8 protein-coding genes are annotated in these 17,745 nt (G+C 74.6%); all 8 read left to right on the top strand.

Translation table 11 applies throughout. The features are described from left to right. Positions 1–305: 305 nt before the first annotated feature. The 8 genes from ACGFNN_RS28060 to ACGFNN_RS28025 are packed head-to-tail and all read left to right on the top strand — an operon-like array spanning position 306 to position 17,730. Positions 306–3,581 (top strand): amino acid adenylation domain-containing protein, encoded by a 3,276-nt coding sequence (locus ACGFNN_RS28060; protein ID WP_393560130.1) that lies wholly within the window; start codon positions 306–308, stop codon positions 3,579–3,581. After that, positions 3,578–9,271 carry an amino acid adenylation domain-containing protein gene (locus ACGFNN_RS28055; protein WP_393559981.1) on the top strand — a complete coding sequence of 1,898 codons (5,694 nt, stop codon included), beginning with the start codon at positions 3,578–3,580 and terminating at the stop codon, positions 9,269–9,271. The genes ACGFNN_RS28060 and ACGFNN_RS28055 overlap by 4 nt, the downstream gene beginning before the upstream one ends. After that, positions 9,268–10,797: a class I adenylate-forming enzyme family protein gene (locus ACGFNN_RS28050; RefSeq protein ID WP_393559979.1), complete on the top strand. Its 1,530-nt coding sequence runs from the start codon at positions 9,268–9,270 to the stop codon at positions 10,795–10,797. Before ACGFNN_RS28055 ends, ACGFNN_RS28050 begins: the two co-directional genes overlap by 4 nt. Further along, on the top strand, positions 10,794–13,886 hold the full coding sequence (locus ACGFNN_RS28045; protein WP_393559977.1) for an amino acid adenylation domain-containing protein: 3,093 nt from the start codon (positions 10,794–10,796) through the stop codon (positions 13,884–13,886). The genes ACGFNN_RS28050 and ACGFNN_RS28045 overlap by 4 nt, the downstream gene beginning before the upstream one ends. Then, positions 13,883–14,086, top strand: a complete 204-nt coding sequence (locus ACGFNN_RS28040; protein WP_362663859.1) for an MbtH family NRPS accessory protein — start codon at positions 13,883–13,885, stop codon at positions 14,084–14,086. The genes ACGFNN_RS28045 and ACGFNN_RS28040 overlap by 4 nt, the downstream gene beginning before the upstream one ends. Then, positions 14,083–14,373 (top strand): acyl carrier protein, encoded by a 291-nt coding sequence (locus ACGFNN_RS28035; RefSeq protein WP_393559974.1) that lies wholly within the window; start codon positions 14,083–14,085, stop codon positions 14,371–14,373. Before ACGFNN_RS28040 ends, ACGFNN_RS28035 begins: the two co-directional genes overlap by 4 nt. After that, complete coding sequence (locus tag ACGFNN_RS28030; RefSeq protein ID WP_393559972.1) at positions 14,366–15,814, top strand: condensation domain-containing protein; 1,449 nt, start codon at positions 14,366–14,368, stop codon at positions 15,812–15,814. The genes ACGFNN_RS28035 and ACGFNN_RS28030 overlap by 8 nt, the downstream gene beginning before the upstream one ends. Then, a complete protein-coding gene (locus ACGFNN_RS28025) occupies positions 15,811–17,730 on the top strand; it encodes a N,N-dimethylformamidase beta subunit family domain-containing protein (protein WP_393559971.1) in 1,920 nt (639 codons plus the stop codon). The genes ACGFNN_RS28030 and ACGFNN_RS28025 overlap by 4 nt, the downstream gene beginning before the upstream one ends. The last annotated feature ends 15 nt before the right edge of the window (positions 17,731–17,745 follow it).

Here is a 17,745-nt window from a genome sequence, read left to right as displayed (position 1 = left end):
ATCCCGGCCCGGGCGCCTGGTTCCGGCCAGCCGTCACGCGCTGCCGCGTCCCGGATCACCCGCTATGTCATGTTCTCGCTCACAGGTACAGGCCAATGACGCGTGGTCCAGACCATTGACTCGGCCGACCTCTCGCCCCTACTGTGTGCGTTGCTCGGGACCGGAGCCGTGGGGGGAGACCGGAGCGCTGGCAACTCCCCTTGCCCGCAAGTCTGTTGACGGTCCATCGGCACACTTGTCCGATGTTGCTTCCCGCTGCTCTCGGCGGTGACGTCACCGGGTCGGCACGCAGGGGAGCAGGGCACATGATCGGTACGGCCGACGCGACGGTGACGACCGCGGAGGGCGCGGACGGTTTCCCGCTGAGCCACGGCCAGGAGCGGCTCTGGTTCCTCGACCGGCTCGACCCGGGCGACGCCGCGTACAACATCCCGCTGGTGCTGCGGCTGCGGGGCGACCTCTCCGAGGCCGCCCTGCGCGCGGCGTTCGACGGCACGGCGGCCCGGCACGAGTCTCTTCGCACCCGCTTCCCCGACGCCGACGGCACCCCCGTGGCCGTCGTGGAACCGCCCTCGCCGGTGCCGTTCGAGACGGCCGACCTCAGGGACCGCCCGGCGGCGGCCGGCGCGATGCTCGCCGAGCGCACCAACGCGGGGTTCGACCTCGCGCGGGGGCCGCTGATCCGGGTGAGCCTCTTCAGGACGGCCGACGACGAGCACCTGCTCTGCCTGGTCCTGCACCACATGATCGCGGACGGCTGGTCGCTGAACCTGCTGCGCGAGGAGCTGGCCGCCCGCTACGAGGCCCACCTCGAGGGCCGCGCGGTGGTGCTGGACGCACTCCTCCCGTACACCGAGTACGCGCGCCGGGAGCGGGAGTCCGCGCCGGGCGCCGAGGCGGAGAAGTCGCTCGCCCACTGGCGTGAGCGGCTCGCCGGCGCGCCCGTGCTCGACCTGAGGCCCACCGTCCCGGGGCGGGGCGCCGTGGGAGGTGCCTTCCACACCCGGCGGCTCACCGGTGCGGGGGTGCGGGTGGACGCGCTCGCCCGGCAGAAGCGGTGCACCCCCTTCATGGTGCTGCTCGCCGCCTATCAGGTGCTCCTGGGGTGCTGGTCGCGGCAGGACGACTTCTGCGTCGGGGTGCCGGCGGCAGGGCGGGGCGAGCCGGAACTGGAGGGGATGATCGGCTACTTCTCCACCACGCTCGTCCTGCGCGCGGAACTCGGCGGTGATCCCTCCTTCACCGAACTCCTGCGCCGGGTACGCTGGTCGTCGCTGGCGGCCTTCGCCCACGACCGGGTGCCCTTCGAGCGGCTCATCGAGGAACTGGGCGTCGAGCGCCGCCTCGGCGGCAGCCCCCTGTTCCAGACCCTGCTGACCGTCCACACCCAGGACGGTCCGGACAGCGCGACGCGGACCTTCGCGGGCCTGCCATGCACCGAGGAGGACGGAGGGCACGCCGCCAGCAAGTTCGAGCTGATGCTCGACCTGCGACGTGACGGCGACGACCTGATCGCGGTGCTCGGCTACCGCACCGACCTGTTCGACGCACCCTGGGCCGAGCGGCTCGCCCGGCACTTCGAGACGCTGCTGTGCGGGGTGCTCGCCGATCCGGACGCCCCCCTCTCCGCGCTGCCCCTCGTCACCGGGGCCGAGCGGACCGAGCTGGCGGCCCTGGGGACCGGGGCGCCGTCACTGCCCGGGGACACGGACGCCCTGCCGGTGGTGCTGGCCCGCACCGCCGAGGCGCACGGCGACCGGGTCGCGGTACGTGATCCGTCGGGCGAGCTGACCCACCGGGCGCTCTGGGAAGCCGCCGGCGCGCTCGCCGTACGTCTGCGGGCGGCGGGGGTGCGCGGCGGGGACGTCGTGGGCGTCCGCCTGCCCCGGGGCGCGGCGGCCGTCACGGCGATGCTGGGGGCCTGGCGGGCAGGTGCCGCCTATCTGCCGCTGGATCCCGGATACCCGCGCCCCCGGCTGGAGTTCATGGTCGAGGACACCGCGGTACGCGTGGTGGTGGCGGACCCGTCCGACCCCGAGGCGGCCTGGCTCCCGGAGCGGGTCACCGTGCTCGCCCCGTACGGCGGCGGCGAGGGCGCGGTACCCGGTCCCGGCCGGCAGGCGGGGCCGGACGACGCGGTGCCCGATCCCGGCTGGCAGGCCGGGCCCGACGACGCGGCCTACGTCATCCACACCTCCGGTTCCACCGGTACCCCCAAGGGGGTCGTCGTTCCGCACCGGGCGCTGGCCGCCCGGGTCACCTGGATGCGGCGGAGTTACGGGATCACCGCGCGGGACGAGGTCCTGCAGTTCGCCTCGCTGAGCTTCGACACCCACGCCGAGGAGATCTACCCAGCGCTCACCGCCGGTGCCCGGCTGGTCGTGGCCGGCGCCGGGAGCACCCTGCCGGACCACCTCGCCGCCGGTCACGGCGACGGGCTGACCGTGCTCGACCTGCCCACGCCGTACTGGCACCAGTTGGCCGACGACCTGTCCGCCGTCACCTGGCCGAAGTCCCTCAGGCTGCTGATCCTGGGAGCCGACCAGGTCAACCCCGGTGCTGTGGCCGCCTGGCGGGCACACTTCGGCGACTCGGTGCGGGTGGTCAACTCCTACGGGCCCACCGAGACCACGGTCATCGCGACCACCGCCGAGCTGGGCCGCGCCGACGCCGTCACCCGCCCGCCCATCGGCGGGCCGATCGGCGGGACCACGCTCACCGTGTGCGACGCGTACGGGCGCCCGGTGCCGTACGGCGTCCCCGGCGAACTCCTGGTGGGCGGCGCCGGGGTGACGTACGGCTACGCCGGGCGGCCCGGTGCGACGGCGCGGGCCTTCGTGCCCGACCCGTACGGCCCGCCCGGGTCCCGCCGCTACCGCACGGGCGACCTGGTCCGGTGGCGGGCCGACGGGCAGCTGGAGTTCCTCGGGCGGATCGACGGCCAGATCAAGGTGCGGGGCTTCCGCGTCGAGCCGGGCGAGGTGGAGACCGCGCTGCTGGCGCTGGACGGGGTCGGCGGCGCCGCCGTGGTGGTGCGCGACGACGCCCTCGTCGGTTACGTCGTGCCGACGGCCGGCGAGGACCTGTCGCCCGCGGAGCTGCGGGCCGCCCTGGCCGCCGTGCTGCCGGCGCATCTGGTGCCGAACTCCCTGGTCGTCCTGGACGCGCTGCCCCTGACCCCGAACGGCAAGCTGGACCGCCGGGCCTTGCCCGCGCCCGGGCACCGGCCCGACCTCGGACCCGGTTACGTGGCCCCGCGCACCGACGCGGAGGAGCTGGTCGCCGAGGCCTGGGCGGAGGTGCTCGGCCTGGACCGGGTCGGCGCACTGGACGACTTCTTCGATCTCGGCGGGCACTCCCTGCTGGCCACCCGGGTCGTGGCCCGGATCAGGTCGGCGGCCGGACTGGCCGTCCCCCTGCGGGTCCTGTTCACCCATCGCACCGCCGAGACGTTCGCCCTCGCGGTGGAGGACCTGCTGCTCGCGGAGATCGAAGCCCTGACCGAAGAGGACGCCGAGCAGCTTCTCGCGGCCGGGTCCGGCACCACCGGCGCGGAGAGAAACGGAACAACGACGGCATGAGCAGCACCGAGATACGCCCCGGCGGCACCGGCCGTCACGAGAGCGACGCTCACGCCCCCGAGGGCGAAGCTCCCGCCCCCGAGGGCGGCGGGAGTCCGGCGGCGAGACCCGGGGGGAGATCCCCCGCCGCACTCTCCGACGCCAAGCGGGCCCTGCTCGCCCAGCGGCTGCGCGGCCGCTCCGCCGCCGTGCGCGCGGTGCCCCGCCGGCCCGAGGGCACGGTGCCGCCCCTCTCGTTCGCGCAGGAACGGCTCTGGTTCATGGAGCAGTTCGCGCCCGGCACCGCCGCGTACAACATCCCCGTGGCCCGCAGACTGCGCGGCCCCCTGGACCGCCCGGCCCTCCAGCGCGCCCTGGACACCGTGCTGGCCCGCCACGAGACGCTGCGCTCCCGGTACCCGGCCACCGACGACGGCCGTCCGGTCCTGGAGATCGCCGAACCCGCTCCCTTCCCGCTGCGCACCGCCGACGCGGACGACGAGGAGCACGCCGCCCGGCTGGTCGACGAGCTGGGAGCGCTTCCCTTCGACCTGGTCACCGGCCCCCTGATCAACGGCCTCCTGGTCCGGCTCGCCGACGACGACCACGTACTCCTGCTGGTGGTGCACCACAGCGTCAGCGACGGCTGGTCCAGTGAGGTGCTGCTCTCCGAGATCCTGCGCGGTTACGCGGCCCACGCGGCGGGGGAGTCCGATCCGCTGAAGGAACTCCCCGTCCAGTACGGCGACTTCGCGCTCTGGCAGCGCGAGAGGCTGACGGGTGAGCGGCTGGACGCGGAGGTCTCGTACTGGGCCCGCGAGCTGGCCGACGTCCGGCCGCTGGAGCTGCCCACGGCGCGTCCCCGGCCCGAGCGCCAGACCTTCGAGGGCGCCGGCTACGGATTCGACGTCGACCGGGAGCTGCTCGACCGGCTCACCGACCTCGGCAAGCAGCACGGCGCGACCGTGCACATGGTGCTGCTGGCGGCGTTCCAGCTGGTACTGTCCCGGTTCTCCGGCCAGCGCGACTTCGCCGTGGGCTCGCCCGTGGCGGGCCGCCCGGAGCCCGAACTCGAAGGGCTCGTCGGGATGTTCGTCAACGTCCTGCCGTTCCGTGCACGGCTGGACGGCGATCCGACCTTCGGTGAGCTGCTCGACCGGACGCGGGAGACCTGTCTGGAGGCGTACGCCCACCAGGAACTCCCCTTCGCCCAGCTGGTGTCCGAGCTGAACGTCGAGCGCGACGTCTCGCGCTCGCCGGTCTTCCAGGCCGTCCTGGCGATCCAGAACTACGCCTCCGCCTCCCAGGCCGTCGAACTGCCGCTGGAGGCCGAGCCCTTCGGGCTGCACGCGGCCGGGACCCGGTTCGACGTCGAGCTCTTCCTGATGGAGTGGCCCGAAGGGCTGCGCGGCGCCTTCAACTACAACACCGACCTCTTCGACGAGTCCGGGATCGCCCGCGTCGCGGACCACCTCGGCCGGCTGCTGCGCGCCGTCGCGGAGCGGCCCGGACTGCCCGTGTCCGCCCATGACGGACTGGACCCGGCGGAGCTGCGCCGGACCACCGTCGAGTGGAACGACACGGCCGCCGAGGTCCCCGAAGGGGCGACCCTGCCCTCCCTCATCGCGGCGCAGGCCGCCCGGACCCCCGACGCCGTGGCCGTGGACTTCGAGGGCGGGACGCTGACCTACGCGGAGCTGGACCGGGCCTCCGGGAGGGTCGCCCGGCGCCTCGCCGGTGACGGGGTCGGCCCCGGCAGCCTGGTCGCGGTCAGCGCCGAACGCTCCCTGGAACTGGTCGCGGGGCTCCTCGGGGTGCTCAGGACCGGCGCCGCCTACACCCCGCTCGACCCGGAGTACCCGGCCGAACGCCTCGCCTTCATGCTCGCCGACAGCGGGGCCGAGGTGCTGCTCACCCAGCGCCGACTGCCGGTGCCCGAGGGGTGCGAGGCCGGGGTGCTGCTCCTCGACGACCTGGAGAGCTGGGAGGGCGAAGGGGCGGAACCGGCCGGCCCGGACGCCGGTGACATCGCGTACATGATCTACACCTCGGGCTCCACCGGACGCCCCAAGGGGGTGCCCAACACCCACCGCGCGATCGTCAACCGGCTGCTCTGGATGGCCCGTACGTACGAGGTGGGGGCCGCCGACGCGGTGCTCCAGAAGACGCCCACCGGTTTCGACGTGTCGGTCTGGGAGCTGTTCCTGCCGCTGCTCACCGGAGCCCGGCTGGTCGTCGCCAAGCCAGGCGGCCACAAGGACGCCGCGCACCTCCGGGACACGATCGCCGCGCGCGGGGTCACCCTCGCCCACTTCGTCCCCTCCATGCTCGACGTGTTCCTCGCCGAGGACGACGTCGAACGCTGCGCCTCGCTGCGCCGGGTGGTGTGCAGCGGCGAGGAGCTGGCCCCGCACACCGCGCGCGCCTTCACCGCCCGGCTGCCGCACTGCGCGCTCGCCAACCTCTACGGGCCCACCGAGGCCGCCGTCGACGTGACGAGCTGGGAGTGCGCCGGGGATCTCGCCACCGTGCCGATCGGCGCGCCCGTGGACAACACCCGGCTGTATGTCCTGGACGACGCCCTGCGGCCGGTGCCCCTCGGCACCCCGGGCGAGCTCCACATCGGCGGTGTCCAGGTGTCCCTGGGCTACCACCGCAGACCCGGCCTGACCGCCGCCCGCTACGTGCCCGATCCCTTCGGCCCGCCCGGCTCGCGCCTCTACCGCACCGGCGACCTGGCCCGGTGGCGTGCGGACGGACAGCTGGAGCACCTGGGCCGGATCGACCAGCAGGTCAAGATCCGAGGGCTGCGCATCGAACCCGGCGAGATCGAGGAGGCGCTGCGCGCCGAGCCCGCCGTGGCCGCGACCGCCGTCGTCGTCCGCGAGGACAACCCGGGCGACAAGCGCCTGGTGGCCTACCTCGTCCTGGAGGAGGGCACAGAGGAGCCGGACCCCGCCGATCTGCGCACCGCCCTGCGCCGGACGCTCCCCGACTACATGGTGCCCGCCGCCTTCGTCGTGCTGGACGCGCTCCCCCTCTCGCCCAACGGCAAGCTCGACCGCCGCGCCCTGCCCGCGCCGCAGGCCCGCCGCACCGGAGGCGCGCTCGCCGCACCGGAGACGGAGACCGAGCGGATCCTCGCGGAGATCTGGGCGGAGGTGCTGACGCTGCCCGAGGTCGGCGTCGACGACGACTTCTTCGACCTCGGCGGGCACTCGCTGCTCGCCACCCAGGTCGTCGCCCGTGCCCGGAAGCGGCTCCCGGACGCGGGCGCCCAGCCGGTCAGCGTCATGGACCTGTTCACCTGCCGCACGGTGCGCGAACTCGCCGCCCTGGCCGATCTCGACGCCTCCGAGCGCGGCCCCAGCAAGCTGCTGCACCGGCTGACCCGGCCCACCGGGGCGGGTACCCGCACGCTGTCCTACGTCTGCGTCCCTTACGGCGGCGGCAGCGCCGTCGTCTACCAGCCGGTCGCCGACGAGCTGCCCGACGGGTACGACCTGTGGTCCGTCGCGATCCCGGGCCACGACGTGGGTGTGACCGAGGCGCACCTGGAGTTCGAGGTGCTCGCCGAGAAGATCGCCGAGGAGGTGCGCGAACGGGTCGAGGGCCCCATCGCCCTCTACGGGCACTGCGGCGTCGGCAGCGCGCTGACCGTCGCCGTCGCCCGTCTCCTCGAAGCGTCCGGCCGGGTGCCGGAGGCGGTCTACATCGGGGCGCAGTTCCCCTTCGCCCGGCCCCGCAGCCGGATGCTGGGCGCACTGAGCCGCGTCTCGGCCCTCGAACCGCTGCTGGGCGACCGGGTCTACGTCAACTGGCTGCGCTCCATGGGCGCCGAGGTGGGCGAACTCGACGACGCCCAGATGAAGTTCATCATCGGCAACATGCGCGCCGACTCCAAGGCGGCCGAGGAGTACTTCACCAAGGTCCTCGCCGAGGTCGAGGCGGGCGGCGCGAGGCTGCGGGCACCGGTGATCTCGGTGGTCGGCAACCGTGACCCGGCGACCGACTTCTACCAGGAGCGCTACCGCGAGTGGCAGATGCTCGCCGAGAGTTCGGCCCTGGCGGTCCTGGACGAGGGTGGGCACTTCTTCCTGAAGTACCGCGCGAACGAGCTGGCCGAGATCCTCACCCGTACGCACACCGCCGTCCTCGACGGCACGGCGGAGAAGGAGCTCCCGCCCCGGTCCGACGACGGGCCGTGGTGGTTCCACGAGGCGAGCGGGGGAGCGGCTGACGGGCCCGGCGGCCCCGGGGAGGCCGCGGCGGCAGAGGCTTCCGGTGCCGGCCCCGCGCCCAGCATGGGCCGCTTCCTGGCCGTCGCCTTCGGGCAGTTGCTCTCCATCACGGGCTCCGCGCTCACCGAATTCGCGCTGCCGGTGTGGATCTACACGGAGACCGGCTCGATGGGCAAGTACGCCCTCTACGCCGTGATCGGGATGCTTCCGGGCATCCTCGTCGGGCCGCTGGCCGGGGCGGTCGTCGACCGGCTGGACCGGCGCCGGGTGATGCTCGTCAGCGACGTCGTCGCCGGATCGACGCAGGGAGCGCTGCTCGCCCTGCTGCTCTCCGGGCACCTCCACTCCTGGCACATCTACGTACTCCTCGGGGTGCTGTCGGTGGCGCTCACCTTCCAACGGCTCGCCTACGCCTCGTCCGTACCGCAGCTGGTGCCCAAGCAGTACCTCGGCCACGCCAACGGCATCGTGCAGATGGCCTTCGGGGTCGCCCAGTTCATCGTCCCGCTGGCGGCGGTGGCGCTGATGGCGGGGATCGGGCTGAAGGGCATCCTCATCCTGGACGTGGCCAGCTACACCATCGCCATCGGTGTGCTGGCGTTCGTGAAGTTCCCGAAGACGCTGCCCTGGACGCGCCGGGAGTCCCTGGTCGCGGAGATCAAGCACGGCTTCGCCCACTCGTGGAAGAACAAGGGCTTCCGGGCGATGCTCCTCTGGTTCGCCGCCCTGAACATCTTCCTTTCCCCGCTGTTCCTGCTGGTCACCCCGCTGGTGCTGTCCTTCGACTCGCTGGAGGCGGTGGCCAGGGTCGCCGTGGCCGGTGGTGCGGGAGCGATCGTCGGCGGGATCGCGATGGGCTTCTGGGGCGGCCCCAAGGAGAACCGGATGCGCGGCATGCTGGGGCTGGCCGGCGTGCTGGCCCTGGCCAGCGCGCTCGTCGGCGTCCGGGCCGACCTGTGGATCATCGGCGTCGGGGCGTTCGGGATGTCCTGCGCCCTGTCCATGGTCAACGGGGTCTACACGACGATCGTCCAGATCAAGGTGCCGCAGCGCTTCCACGGCCGGGTCTTCGCGCTGAACACCCTGGTCGCCTGGTCGACCCTGCCGATCGGGCACGGGATCATCGCCCCGGTGGGCTCCTCGTTCTTCGGCCCGATGTTCGAGGACGGCGGTTCGCTGACCTCGACCGTGGGCGCCCTCATCGGTACGGGGCCGGGGCGCGGTATCGGCTTCATGTACCTGCTGTTCGGCGCGGCCATGCTGGTCCTGGTGGCGATCGGGCTGCGGCTGCCGGTGCTGGCCCGCTTCGACCTCGACGTCCCCGACGCGCTCCCCGACGACCTGGTCGGCATCCAGGAGCGCGAGCGCCGGGTGAAGGCCGAGGCGGCCAGGTCCGGCGAACCCGCCCTGGTGGGCGCGTCCGCCGGAGCCCGGGACCGCACCCGCGCCGGGGAGGGGGACGCCGGATGACCGCCGCCCCCGCCCGCCCCGCACGGGTCCGGCCGCGCGCACCGCGCGGCCTCCCGGACCTGCTCGGCCACCGGGCCGCCGCCGAACCGGAGCGCACCGCGATGGTCTGCGGTCCGCGCACCCTGACCTTCGGCGCCTGGCACGCGCGTGCCGAGGCGCTCGCCGCCGGACTGCGGTCCCGGGGGCTCGCCCCGGGGGCACGGGTCGTCCTCCGGTACGGCAGCGGCGACTGGACCGAGTACGCCGTCGCGTACTGCGGGGTGCTGCGCGCCGGCTGTGTCGCCGTGCCGCTCTCCGACCGGCAGGCGCCGGCCGTGGCCGCCCATGTCCTCGCCGACAGCGGGGCCTCGGCCGTCCTGCACGGCCCCGAAGGCGGCATGCCCGAGGGCGTACTGCCGGAGGGGCTGTGGGAGGCGACCGCCGAGGAGACGGAGGCGGGAGCGGCGCCGCACCCCGGACCGGGACCCGAGCCGGATCCGGCGGCCCTCGCCCAGATCCTCTACACCTCGGGCACCACGGGCACCCCCAAGGGCGTCACCGCCACGCACGCCAACCTGGTGCACGGCTGCACCCTCGACGAACGGCGCCGGCCGCTCCGGCACTCCCGTCACTTCCTGCACGCCTTCCCCGTCGGCACCAACGCCGGGCAGACCATGCTCGTCAACGCGCTGGACTCCGCGGCCACCGCCGTCGTCGCACCGCAGTTCACCCCGGGACGGTTCGCCCGGCTCATCGAGGAGCACGCCGTCGGCAGCGTCTTCCTCGTGCCCGCGATGGCCATCGAACTGCTCGGCTCGGACGCGGCCCGCCGTCGCTCCACCGACAGCGTCCGCCTCGTCGGCTCGACCGCCGCCGCCCTCCCGCAGCCCGTCGCCCTCGGTCTCACCCGCGCCTTCCCCGGCGCCCAGGTCGTCAACTACTACACCTCCACCGAGGCCGCGCCGGCCCAGATCACCCTGCTCTTCGACCCCGACCGGCCCGACTCCCCGGGCCGCCCCGCGTCCGTCAGCGAGCTGCGGATCACCACGCCCGAAGGGACCCCGCTGCCGCCCGGCGAACCGGGCGAGGTGTGGCTGCGCACCCCGGCCGCCCCGCGCACCTACCTCGGGGACCCCGAGGGCGGGGCGGGGGTCTTCCAGGGCCGCTGGGTGCGGATGGGGGACCTCGGACGGCTGGACGAGGAGGGGTACCTGCACCTCCTCGACCGGGAACGCGACGTGGTCAAGTCCGGTGCGTACAAGGTCTCCACCCTCCAGGTGGAGAACGCCCTGCACGCCCACCCGGCGGTGGCCGACGCCGCGGCGTTCGGCGTGCCGCACCCCGTGCTCGGGTCGGTCGTCGCCGCCGTGGTCGTGCCGCGCGGCGAGCTGACCGTGCCCGCCCTGCGCACCTTCCTGCTCGACCGGCTGGCGTCCCACGAACTCCCCGCCCGCCTGCTGTTCCGCCCCTCGCTGCCCCGCAACGAGGGCGGCAAGATCCTCAAGCGCGAGCTGCGCCTGCTCCTGGACGACGAGGCACTGCGATGACGACCACCTCCCCCTTCCCCTCCGCGCTCACCCCGGCCCAGCACGGGATGTGGGTCACCGAACAGGTGCTGCGCCCCGGTGCCGCCCACCATCTCGCGCTCACCGTCCGGTTCCCCTCGCCGCCCGGTCCGGAGGTCCTCGCGGCCCGCTGCGCCGCTCTCGTCGCCCGGCACCCCGTGCTGGCGTCCCGGGTGGACCCCGAGGGCCCCGTACTCGCCCCGGCGACGGGCCCCGCTCCCGAACTCCGGCCGCTGGCATGCGAGTCCGGCGCCCTCGACGCACTCCTTGCCGAGGAGAGCGCCCGGCCCTTCGACCTCACCGAGGGGCCCCTCGTCAGGTTCGCACTGGTGACGGAGGGGGACGCCGCTCCCGTCCTGCACACCGTGGCCCACCACCTGGCCTTCGACGGCGCGTCGAAGGACGTCCTGCTCGCCGGCCTGCTCGGCGTGGAGCCGGACGCCCTACCCGAGAGCGACACGCGCGGCGAGCCGGACGCCGGGGCTCTCGCCGCCGCCGAGGAGTTCTGGTCGGCGCGCCGGTACGAGCCGGACGCGCCGGTGCTGCCGGGCCTGCCCGCCTCGGCCGTGGCCGGGACCACCCCCGCGCCCGGGGCTGCCGTCCCCTTCACGCTCGACGCGGCCCTCCACGCACGCCTCACCGGGACCGCCGAATCCCTCGGGGTCACCCGCTTCGAACTGCTGCTGGCGCTCTGGCACACCCTGTTGCTGCGCTACGGCAACCAGACCCCCGCGACCGCCCTGGAGCTCTCCACCCGGGCCCCGGGAAGCCCCGGTCGCATCGGCCTGTACGTCAACGAGCTCCCGGTGCTCACCACCCCCGCCCCGGAGCTGCCCTTCGCGGACTTCGCCCGCGAGGTGCGTGCCGGACTGCGCGCCCTGTACGCGCACCGCACGGTCCCGCTGGCCCGTGCGGTGCGCGGTCTCACCCCGCGCACCGCCCTCGCCCCACTGTCGGTCAGCTACCGCCGCCGCACCGGATGGGAGACGGCCGAGGCCCCGGGCGTCGACGTCGACTGGATCGGCTTCACCCACGCCGTACGCAACCTGGCGCACCTCCAGCTGGTCGACGGACCAAACGGCCTCGACGGCTCGCTCCAGTACCGAGCCGACGCGTTCGCCCCTGATGCTCCCGCCCGGATCGTCGGTCACTTCCGCACCCTGCTCGACGCCGTGCTCGACGCGCCCGCGACCCCGCTCCACGCCCTGCCGCTCCTGACCGGACCGGAGCTGGAGTCGGCTCTGCGCACGGGCAACGGCCTCCCGGCCGCCTGCCCGGCGGACGCCACGGTGGTCGGCATGTTCGCGGAGCGGGCCGCTGCGGCGCCCGACGCCGTGGCCGTGGTGGCGACGGACGGCAGCGAGCTGACCTACGGCGAACTGCACGCCTGTGCCGAGGGGTTCGCGGACCGGCTCGCCGCCGCCGGGCTCGGCCGGGGCGACCTGGTGGGGGTGCAGGTGTCCCGCTCGGCCGGCGAACTGGTCGCGGTGCTCGGGGTGCTGGCGGCCGGCGCGGCGTACGTACCGCTGGACCCCGGCTACCCGGCCGACCGGCTCGCCTTCGTCCGGCAGGACGCGGGGCTCGCGGCCCTGGTCGTCGAGGGCCCGGTCCCGGAGGGGCTCCCCGCCGGGCTGCCCGTCCTCTCCCCGTCGGCCGCCGCCGAGCCCGTCGCCCCCAGGACCGTCGGTACCGCCCCGGCACCCGGGGACCCCGCGTACGTCATCTACACCTCGGGTTCCACGGGCCGGCCCAAGGGCGTCGAGATCCCGCACGGAGCGCTCGCCAACCTGCTGGCCACGATGGGCGACCACCTGGAGGCCGGGGAGCGGGACCGCTGGCTGGGGCTGACCTCGCTGTCCTTCGACATCTCCACGGTGGAACTGCTGCTGCCGCTGACCGAGGGCGCACGGGTCGTGCTCGTCCCCGAGGAGCGGCAGCGCGACGGGGCGGCCCTGCTGAAGCTGATCGACGAGCACGGTGTCACGCACGTCCAGGCGACCCCGAGCAGCTGGCGGCTGATGCTGGCCGCGGGCCTCCACCGGCCGGGGCTGGTTGCCCTGGCGGGAGGTGAGGCGCTGCCCGCACCGCTGGCCGGTGAACTGGCGGCCGCGGTGGGCCGGCTGGTGAACGTGTACGGGCCCACCGAGACCACGGTGTGGTCCACCCTGGCCCATCTCCGCACCGGAGACCCGGTCACCGTCGGCCGTCCGCTGGCCGCGACCCGGGCGTACGTCCTCGACGCGCACGGACAGCCCGTACCCGACGGCATCCCCGGCGAGCTGCACCTGGGCGGGGCCGGTGTCGCCCACGGCTACCGGGGCCGCCCCGGGCTGACCGCGCAGCGCTTCGTCCCCGACCCGTGGGGCCCGCCCGGCTCGCGGATGTACCGCACCGGCGACCTGGTCCGCCGGCTCGCCGACGGACGGCTGGAGTTCGCCGGGCGGCTGGACACCCAGGTGAAGCTGCGGGGCCACCGCATCGAGCTGGGCGAGATCGAGGCCCGGCTCACCGAGCACCCGGCGGTCGCCCAGGCGGTCGTCGCGCTGGACCGTGACGGCGGGGACGACGACGGCCCGGGGGAGGGCGGCGACCGGCTGGTGGCGTACGTGGTCGGCACGCCCGACACCCCGCCCTCCGAGGAGCTCCGCACCTGGCTGGCCCGCACGCTGCCGGCCGCGATGGTCCCCGGTGTCTGGGTCCCGCTGCCCGCGCTTCCCCTCACCCCCAACGGCAAGGTCGACCGGGGGCGGCTCCCGGAACCCCCGAGGACCAGGACGGACACCGCCCCGGCCACCGCGGCCGCCGAACCGCGGGGTGCGGCGGCGGTCGTACGCGACATCTGGCAGGAGGTCCTGCGGCTCGACGACATCGGCCCGGACGAGGACCTCTTCGACCTCGGCGGACATTCCCTGACGATCACGGCGATCGCCGCCCGGATCCGCAAGCAGCTCGGCGTCGAGGTACCGCTCGACGTCTTCTTCGACACCCCGACGCTCGCCGAGGTCTCGGCCGTGGTGAGCGAACTCCAGCACGAACAGCGGCAGGCCGCAGCAGAGGGAGATCAGCGATGAGCGACGCCACGGCGTACCAGGTGGTCGTCAACGACGAGGAGCAGCACGCCCTCTGGCCGGCCAGGACGGACCCGCCCGCCGGGTGGCGCGCGGAGGGCTTCACCGGCTCGGAGGAGGAGTGCATGGCCCATGTGGACGCCGTCTGGCCGGACATCCGTCCGCTCGGGCTGCGCACCCGCCTCGCGGAGCAGGGCCGGTGACGGCCGCCGCCGCTGCCGGGACCGGGCTGCGGTCCAGGGTCGCGGAGCTGGTCTCCTCCGCGACCGACGGGGAGGTGACACCGGCGGAGATCCTCGGCGCGGAAGGTTCGCTGACCGCGCTCGGCGTCTCCTCGCTGGCCTTCCTCCGGCTGATCGACTCGCTGGAGGAGGAGTTCGGGATCATGCTGGACCTCGACGGCACCTTCCGCTTCCTGGACGACCTCGACGGACTGGTCGGGCATCTGGCCGGGCAGGGGGCCGGGTCGGACGGCGGTCACGATGGCTGACACCGCCGCCCCCGTGCTGCCCGCCGCCCCCGGGGCGGCCGTCTTCCGGGGCGGACGGTCCGGGCAGGCGCCGCTCACCTGGGGGCAACGGGCGATCTGGCACGCCATCCGCCGTACCGCGCCGAACGACCACTACTTCAACATCGGCCGCGTCCTGCCCCTCGCCGACCGGGGCAGGACGGTGTCGGTGACCGCGTGCACCAGGGCTCTCGGCGCGCTGATGGAACGTCATGAAGCGCTGCGTACACGGCTTCTGCTGCCCGAGGGTGGTGAACCGTCCCAGGACCTGAGGGACTCCGGGGTGCTGCCGCTCACCGTCGTCCACGCCTCCGGTCCGGAGATCGCGGCCGCCGAGGCCGAGGCGCTCCTCGAGCGGCTGTCGGCCACCCGCTTCGACTACACGGGGGAGTGGCCGCTGCGTGCCGGACTGGTGGCCGTCGGCGACCAGGTCAGCCACGCCGTCCTCGTCCTGTGCCACCTGGCCGCCGACGGGCACGGGGCCGAGGTCCTCGTGCGCGACCTGCGGCTCCTGGCCCGCCGGGGCTCCGCCGGGCGCCCGCCCTCCGCGACCCCGCTGGACCTGGCCCGCGAGCAGCACGGCGAGGCGGGGCGGCGGCGCGGCGCGGCCGCGCTCGCCCACTGGGAGGCGGGCTGGAGGGCGGCGCCGCCCACGATGTTCGCCGTACCGGGGGCCGAGCCCAGGACCCCCCGCTTCTGGACGGGACGGATCGTCTCCGCCGCGATGGCCCGCGCGGTCGGCGCGGTGGCCGCGGCGCACCGGGTCAGCGGATCGACCGTGTTGCTGGCCGCGTCCGCCGCGCTGGTGGCGGCTGGCGAGGGACACCGTACGGCCGCGGTCATGCCGATCGTCGGCAACCGCACCGCACCGGCCCACCGCGACCTGGTCTCCACCCTGTCCCAGGACGGCCTGTTCGTCCTCGACATGGCGGAAGCGGGGCACGGCTCAGGCCCGGTCTTCACCGACCTGCTGCCCGCCGCCTACCGGGCGGCCCTGCGCGCCTACCGGGCCGCGGTCTACGACCCGGTGGAATGGGATGCGCTCGGCGTACGGCTGCGCGCCGAGTACGGCACCGAGGTCCACCCGTACTGCTGCTTCAACGACATGCGCCTGGTCGAGCGGCCCGCCCCGGCCGGTCCCGCGCCCACACCGGCGGAGCTGGAGCGGCTCGGCGGACGCACCCGGTTCGGCTTCCCCGCCACCCAGGACAAGGTGGCGTGCCGCTACTGCCTCCACATCACCGAGGAGGACGACGCGCTCGCGGTGTCGCTGACCGCCGACACCGCCTATCTGCCGCCCGACGCGATCCGCGCGCACCTGTACGCGATGGAGGAGCTGGTCGTGGCGAGCGCGTCGGGGCGGCCCCCGCTGCTGACCGGGCTGCGGGACCTGCTGGACGAGACGTGGGAGGGGCGGGCATGACCGGAGCGGGAGAGCCCGTACGGGCCTGGGCCGACCGGACGTCCTGCGTGCAGGGCGGCACCCTGTCCTTCGCGACGACCGGTCTCGGGGAGAGCGCCGCACGGGTCGTCGTCACCGACGCCGTGAGCGGGCGGACGCGCCTCACGGCCCGGGTGAGCGGCCCTGAGTGGACCCTTGAGGTGCCGGAGGAGTGGCCCAGCTCCCTCTACAGCGCCTCCTTCGACGTACCGGGCGAGGACCGCCCCACCACGGGTGAGGCCGAGCACGAGGTCTGGTTCGTCGTGCGCGCCGCCCGGCCCGGCACCGGCTCGCGCGTCCTCGTCTCCATCCCCTTCTCCACCTGGCGCGCGTACACCCACGCCGGGCAGCCGTACCGCGGCCTCTACTACTCCGAGCAGCCCGACCGGGCGGCCCGTGTCTCCTTCGCCTCGCCGGGCGGCGGCCCGCCCCCGGAACGCTGGGAGGAGGGCCTGCTCCGCTGGCTGCCCCAGGCCGGTTACGACGTCGACTACTGCTCGGGCCTCGACCTCCACGGCGGCGACGAACTCCTGGCCCACTACCGCCTGCTGGTGGTCAACGGCCACGACGAGTACTGGTCGATGGAGATGCGCGACAGCGTCGAGGCCTTCGCCCGGCGCGGCGGGAACATCGCCTTCTTCGCCGCCAACACCGCCTGGTGGCAGATGCGCCTCGAGGACGACGGGCGCACCATGGTCTGCCACCGCGACGCCATCACGGACCCGATGACGGCGACCGATCCGCGCCGGGTCACCGTCGAGTGGTCCAGCTCCCCGGTCGACCGGCCCGAGAACACCATGACCGGGCTGAGCTTCCGCCGGGGCGCCGGTGCCTGGGGCGAGGGCATGGCCGTCATGGTCAAGGACGCCTACACCGCCCGCTTCTCCGACCACTGGGTCTTCGCCGGTACGGGACTCTCCGACGGCCAGGAGTTCGCACGGGGCGCCCTCGGCTACGAGACGGACTCCTGCGCCCTGGAGTGGACGGGGGACGTGCCCCGCGCCACCGGGACCGACGGCACCCCGTCCTCCTTCGTCGTCCTCGCCACCGCCGACCTGCGGCACTGGCGTGACTACGGTCAGGGCGGCGCCGCCACGATGGGGGTCTTCCGGCTCGGCGCGGGAACCGTGTTCAACGCCGGCACGATCAACTGGGGCAAGGTCCTCGCCGAGGACCCGGTCGCCGACCGCATCACCCGCAACGTGCTGGACCGGCTGGGCGGTACGGATCCGGGCGACGGGTGGGAGGTCGCGGGCGCACCGGACGACGTCCACGCCCTCGCGGTCTGCGAGGGCACCCTGTTCGGCGCCGACGCGCGCGGACGGCTGCTGTGCCGTGAGCCGTCCGGACAGAACCTGCCGTGGCGGGTGATCGGGACCGCCCCCGGGGTGCGGGCGCTGGGCTCCGCACGCGAGTCGTCGGGCGGACTGCCGCTGGAGCTGTACGCGGCAACCGACGACGGCCGGCTGCTGCGCAGGGACCCGGTGCCGGGACCGGTCGCGGGTCCCGACGAGTGGGTGGAGGTCGCCTCCGTGCCCGAGGGGACGACCGGGATCGCGCTCTGCGACGCGGGAGTCTTCGCCGTCACCCCGCACGACGACACCCTCCACCACCTCTCGGCGCTCGCCCTCTCGGCGCCCTGGCGGACGGTCGGGGACGCGGGCGGCGCGGTCACGCTCGCCACGCTGAACAGCAGGCTCTGGGCGGTCACCGCCGACGGCCGGCTGCGCACCCGCCTTCCGGTCGGCCCGGACGGGCCTGCCGCCCCGTTCACGGACGGGGCGGCCCCGGGACCCGTCGGCTGCACGGGTCTCGCCGGCCGGGCGGGTGCGCTCTACGCGGCCACGGCGGAGGGACCGCTGCTGCTGTGCCGCCGCCCCGCCCTGCCGACTCGCTGAGCGCCGTCCTCCGGC

It is taken from the genome of Streptomyces sp. NPDC048590 (assembly GCF_043199535.1).
In the GTDB taxonomy this organism is placed as follows: Bacteria; Actinomycetota; Actinomycetes; order Streptomycetales; family Streptomycetaceae; genus Streptomyces.
This window is presented reverse-complemented; position numbering and strand designations above follow the sequence as displayed.

What these genes read in the sequence shown, in the direction of transcription:
- ACGFNN_RS28060 (WP_393560130.1), top strand. Translation starts at nt 306, where the DNA reads ATGATCGGTACGGCCGACGCGACGGTGACGACCGCGGAGGGCGCGGAC.
- ACGFNN_RS28055 (WP_393559981.1), top strand. Translation starts at nt 3,578, where the DNA reads ATGAGCAGCACCGAGATACGCCCCGGCGGCACCGGCCGTCACGAGAGC.
- ACGFNN_RS28050 (WP_393559979.1), top strand. Translation starts at nt 9,268, where the DNA reads ATGACCGCCGCCCCCGCCCGCCCCGCACGGGTCCGGCCGCGCGCACCG.
- ACGFNN_RS28045 (WP_393559977.1), top strand. Translation starts at nt 10,794, where the DNA reads ATGACGACCACCTCCCCCTTCCCCTCCGCGCTCACCCCGGCCCAGCAC.
- ACGFNN_RS28040 (WP_362663859.1), top strand. Translation starts at nt 13,883, where the DNA reads ATGAGCGACGCCACGGCGTACCAGGTGGTCGTCAACGACGAGGAGCAG.
- ACGFNN_RS28030 (WP_393559972.1), top strand. Translation starts at nt 14,366, where the DNA reads ATGGCTGACACCGCCGCCCCCGTGCTGCCCGCCGCCCCCGGGGCGGCC.
- ACGFNN_RS28025 (WP_393559971.1), top strand. Translation starts at nt 15,811, where the DNA reads ATGACCGGAGCGGGAGAGCCCGTACGGGCCTGGGCCGACCGGACGTCC.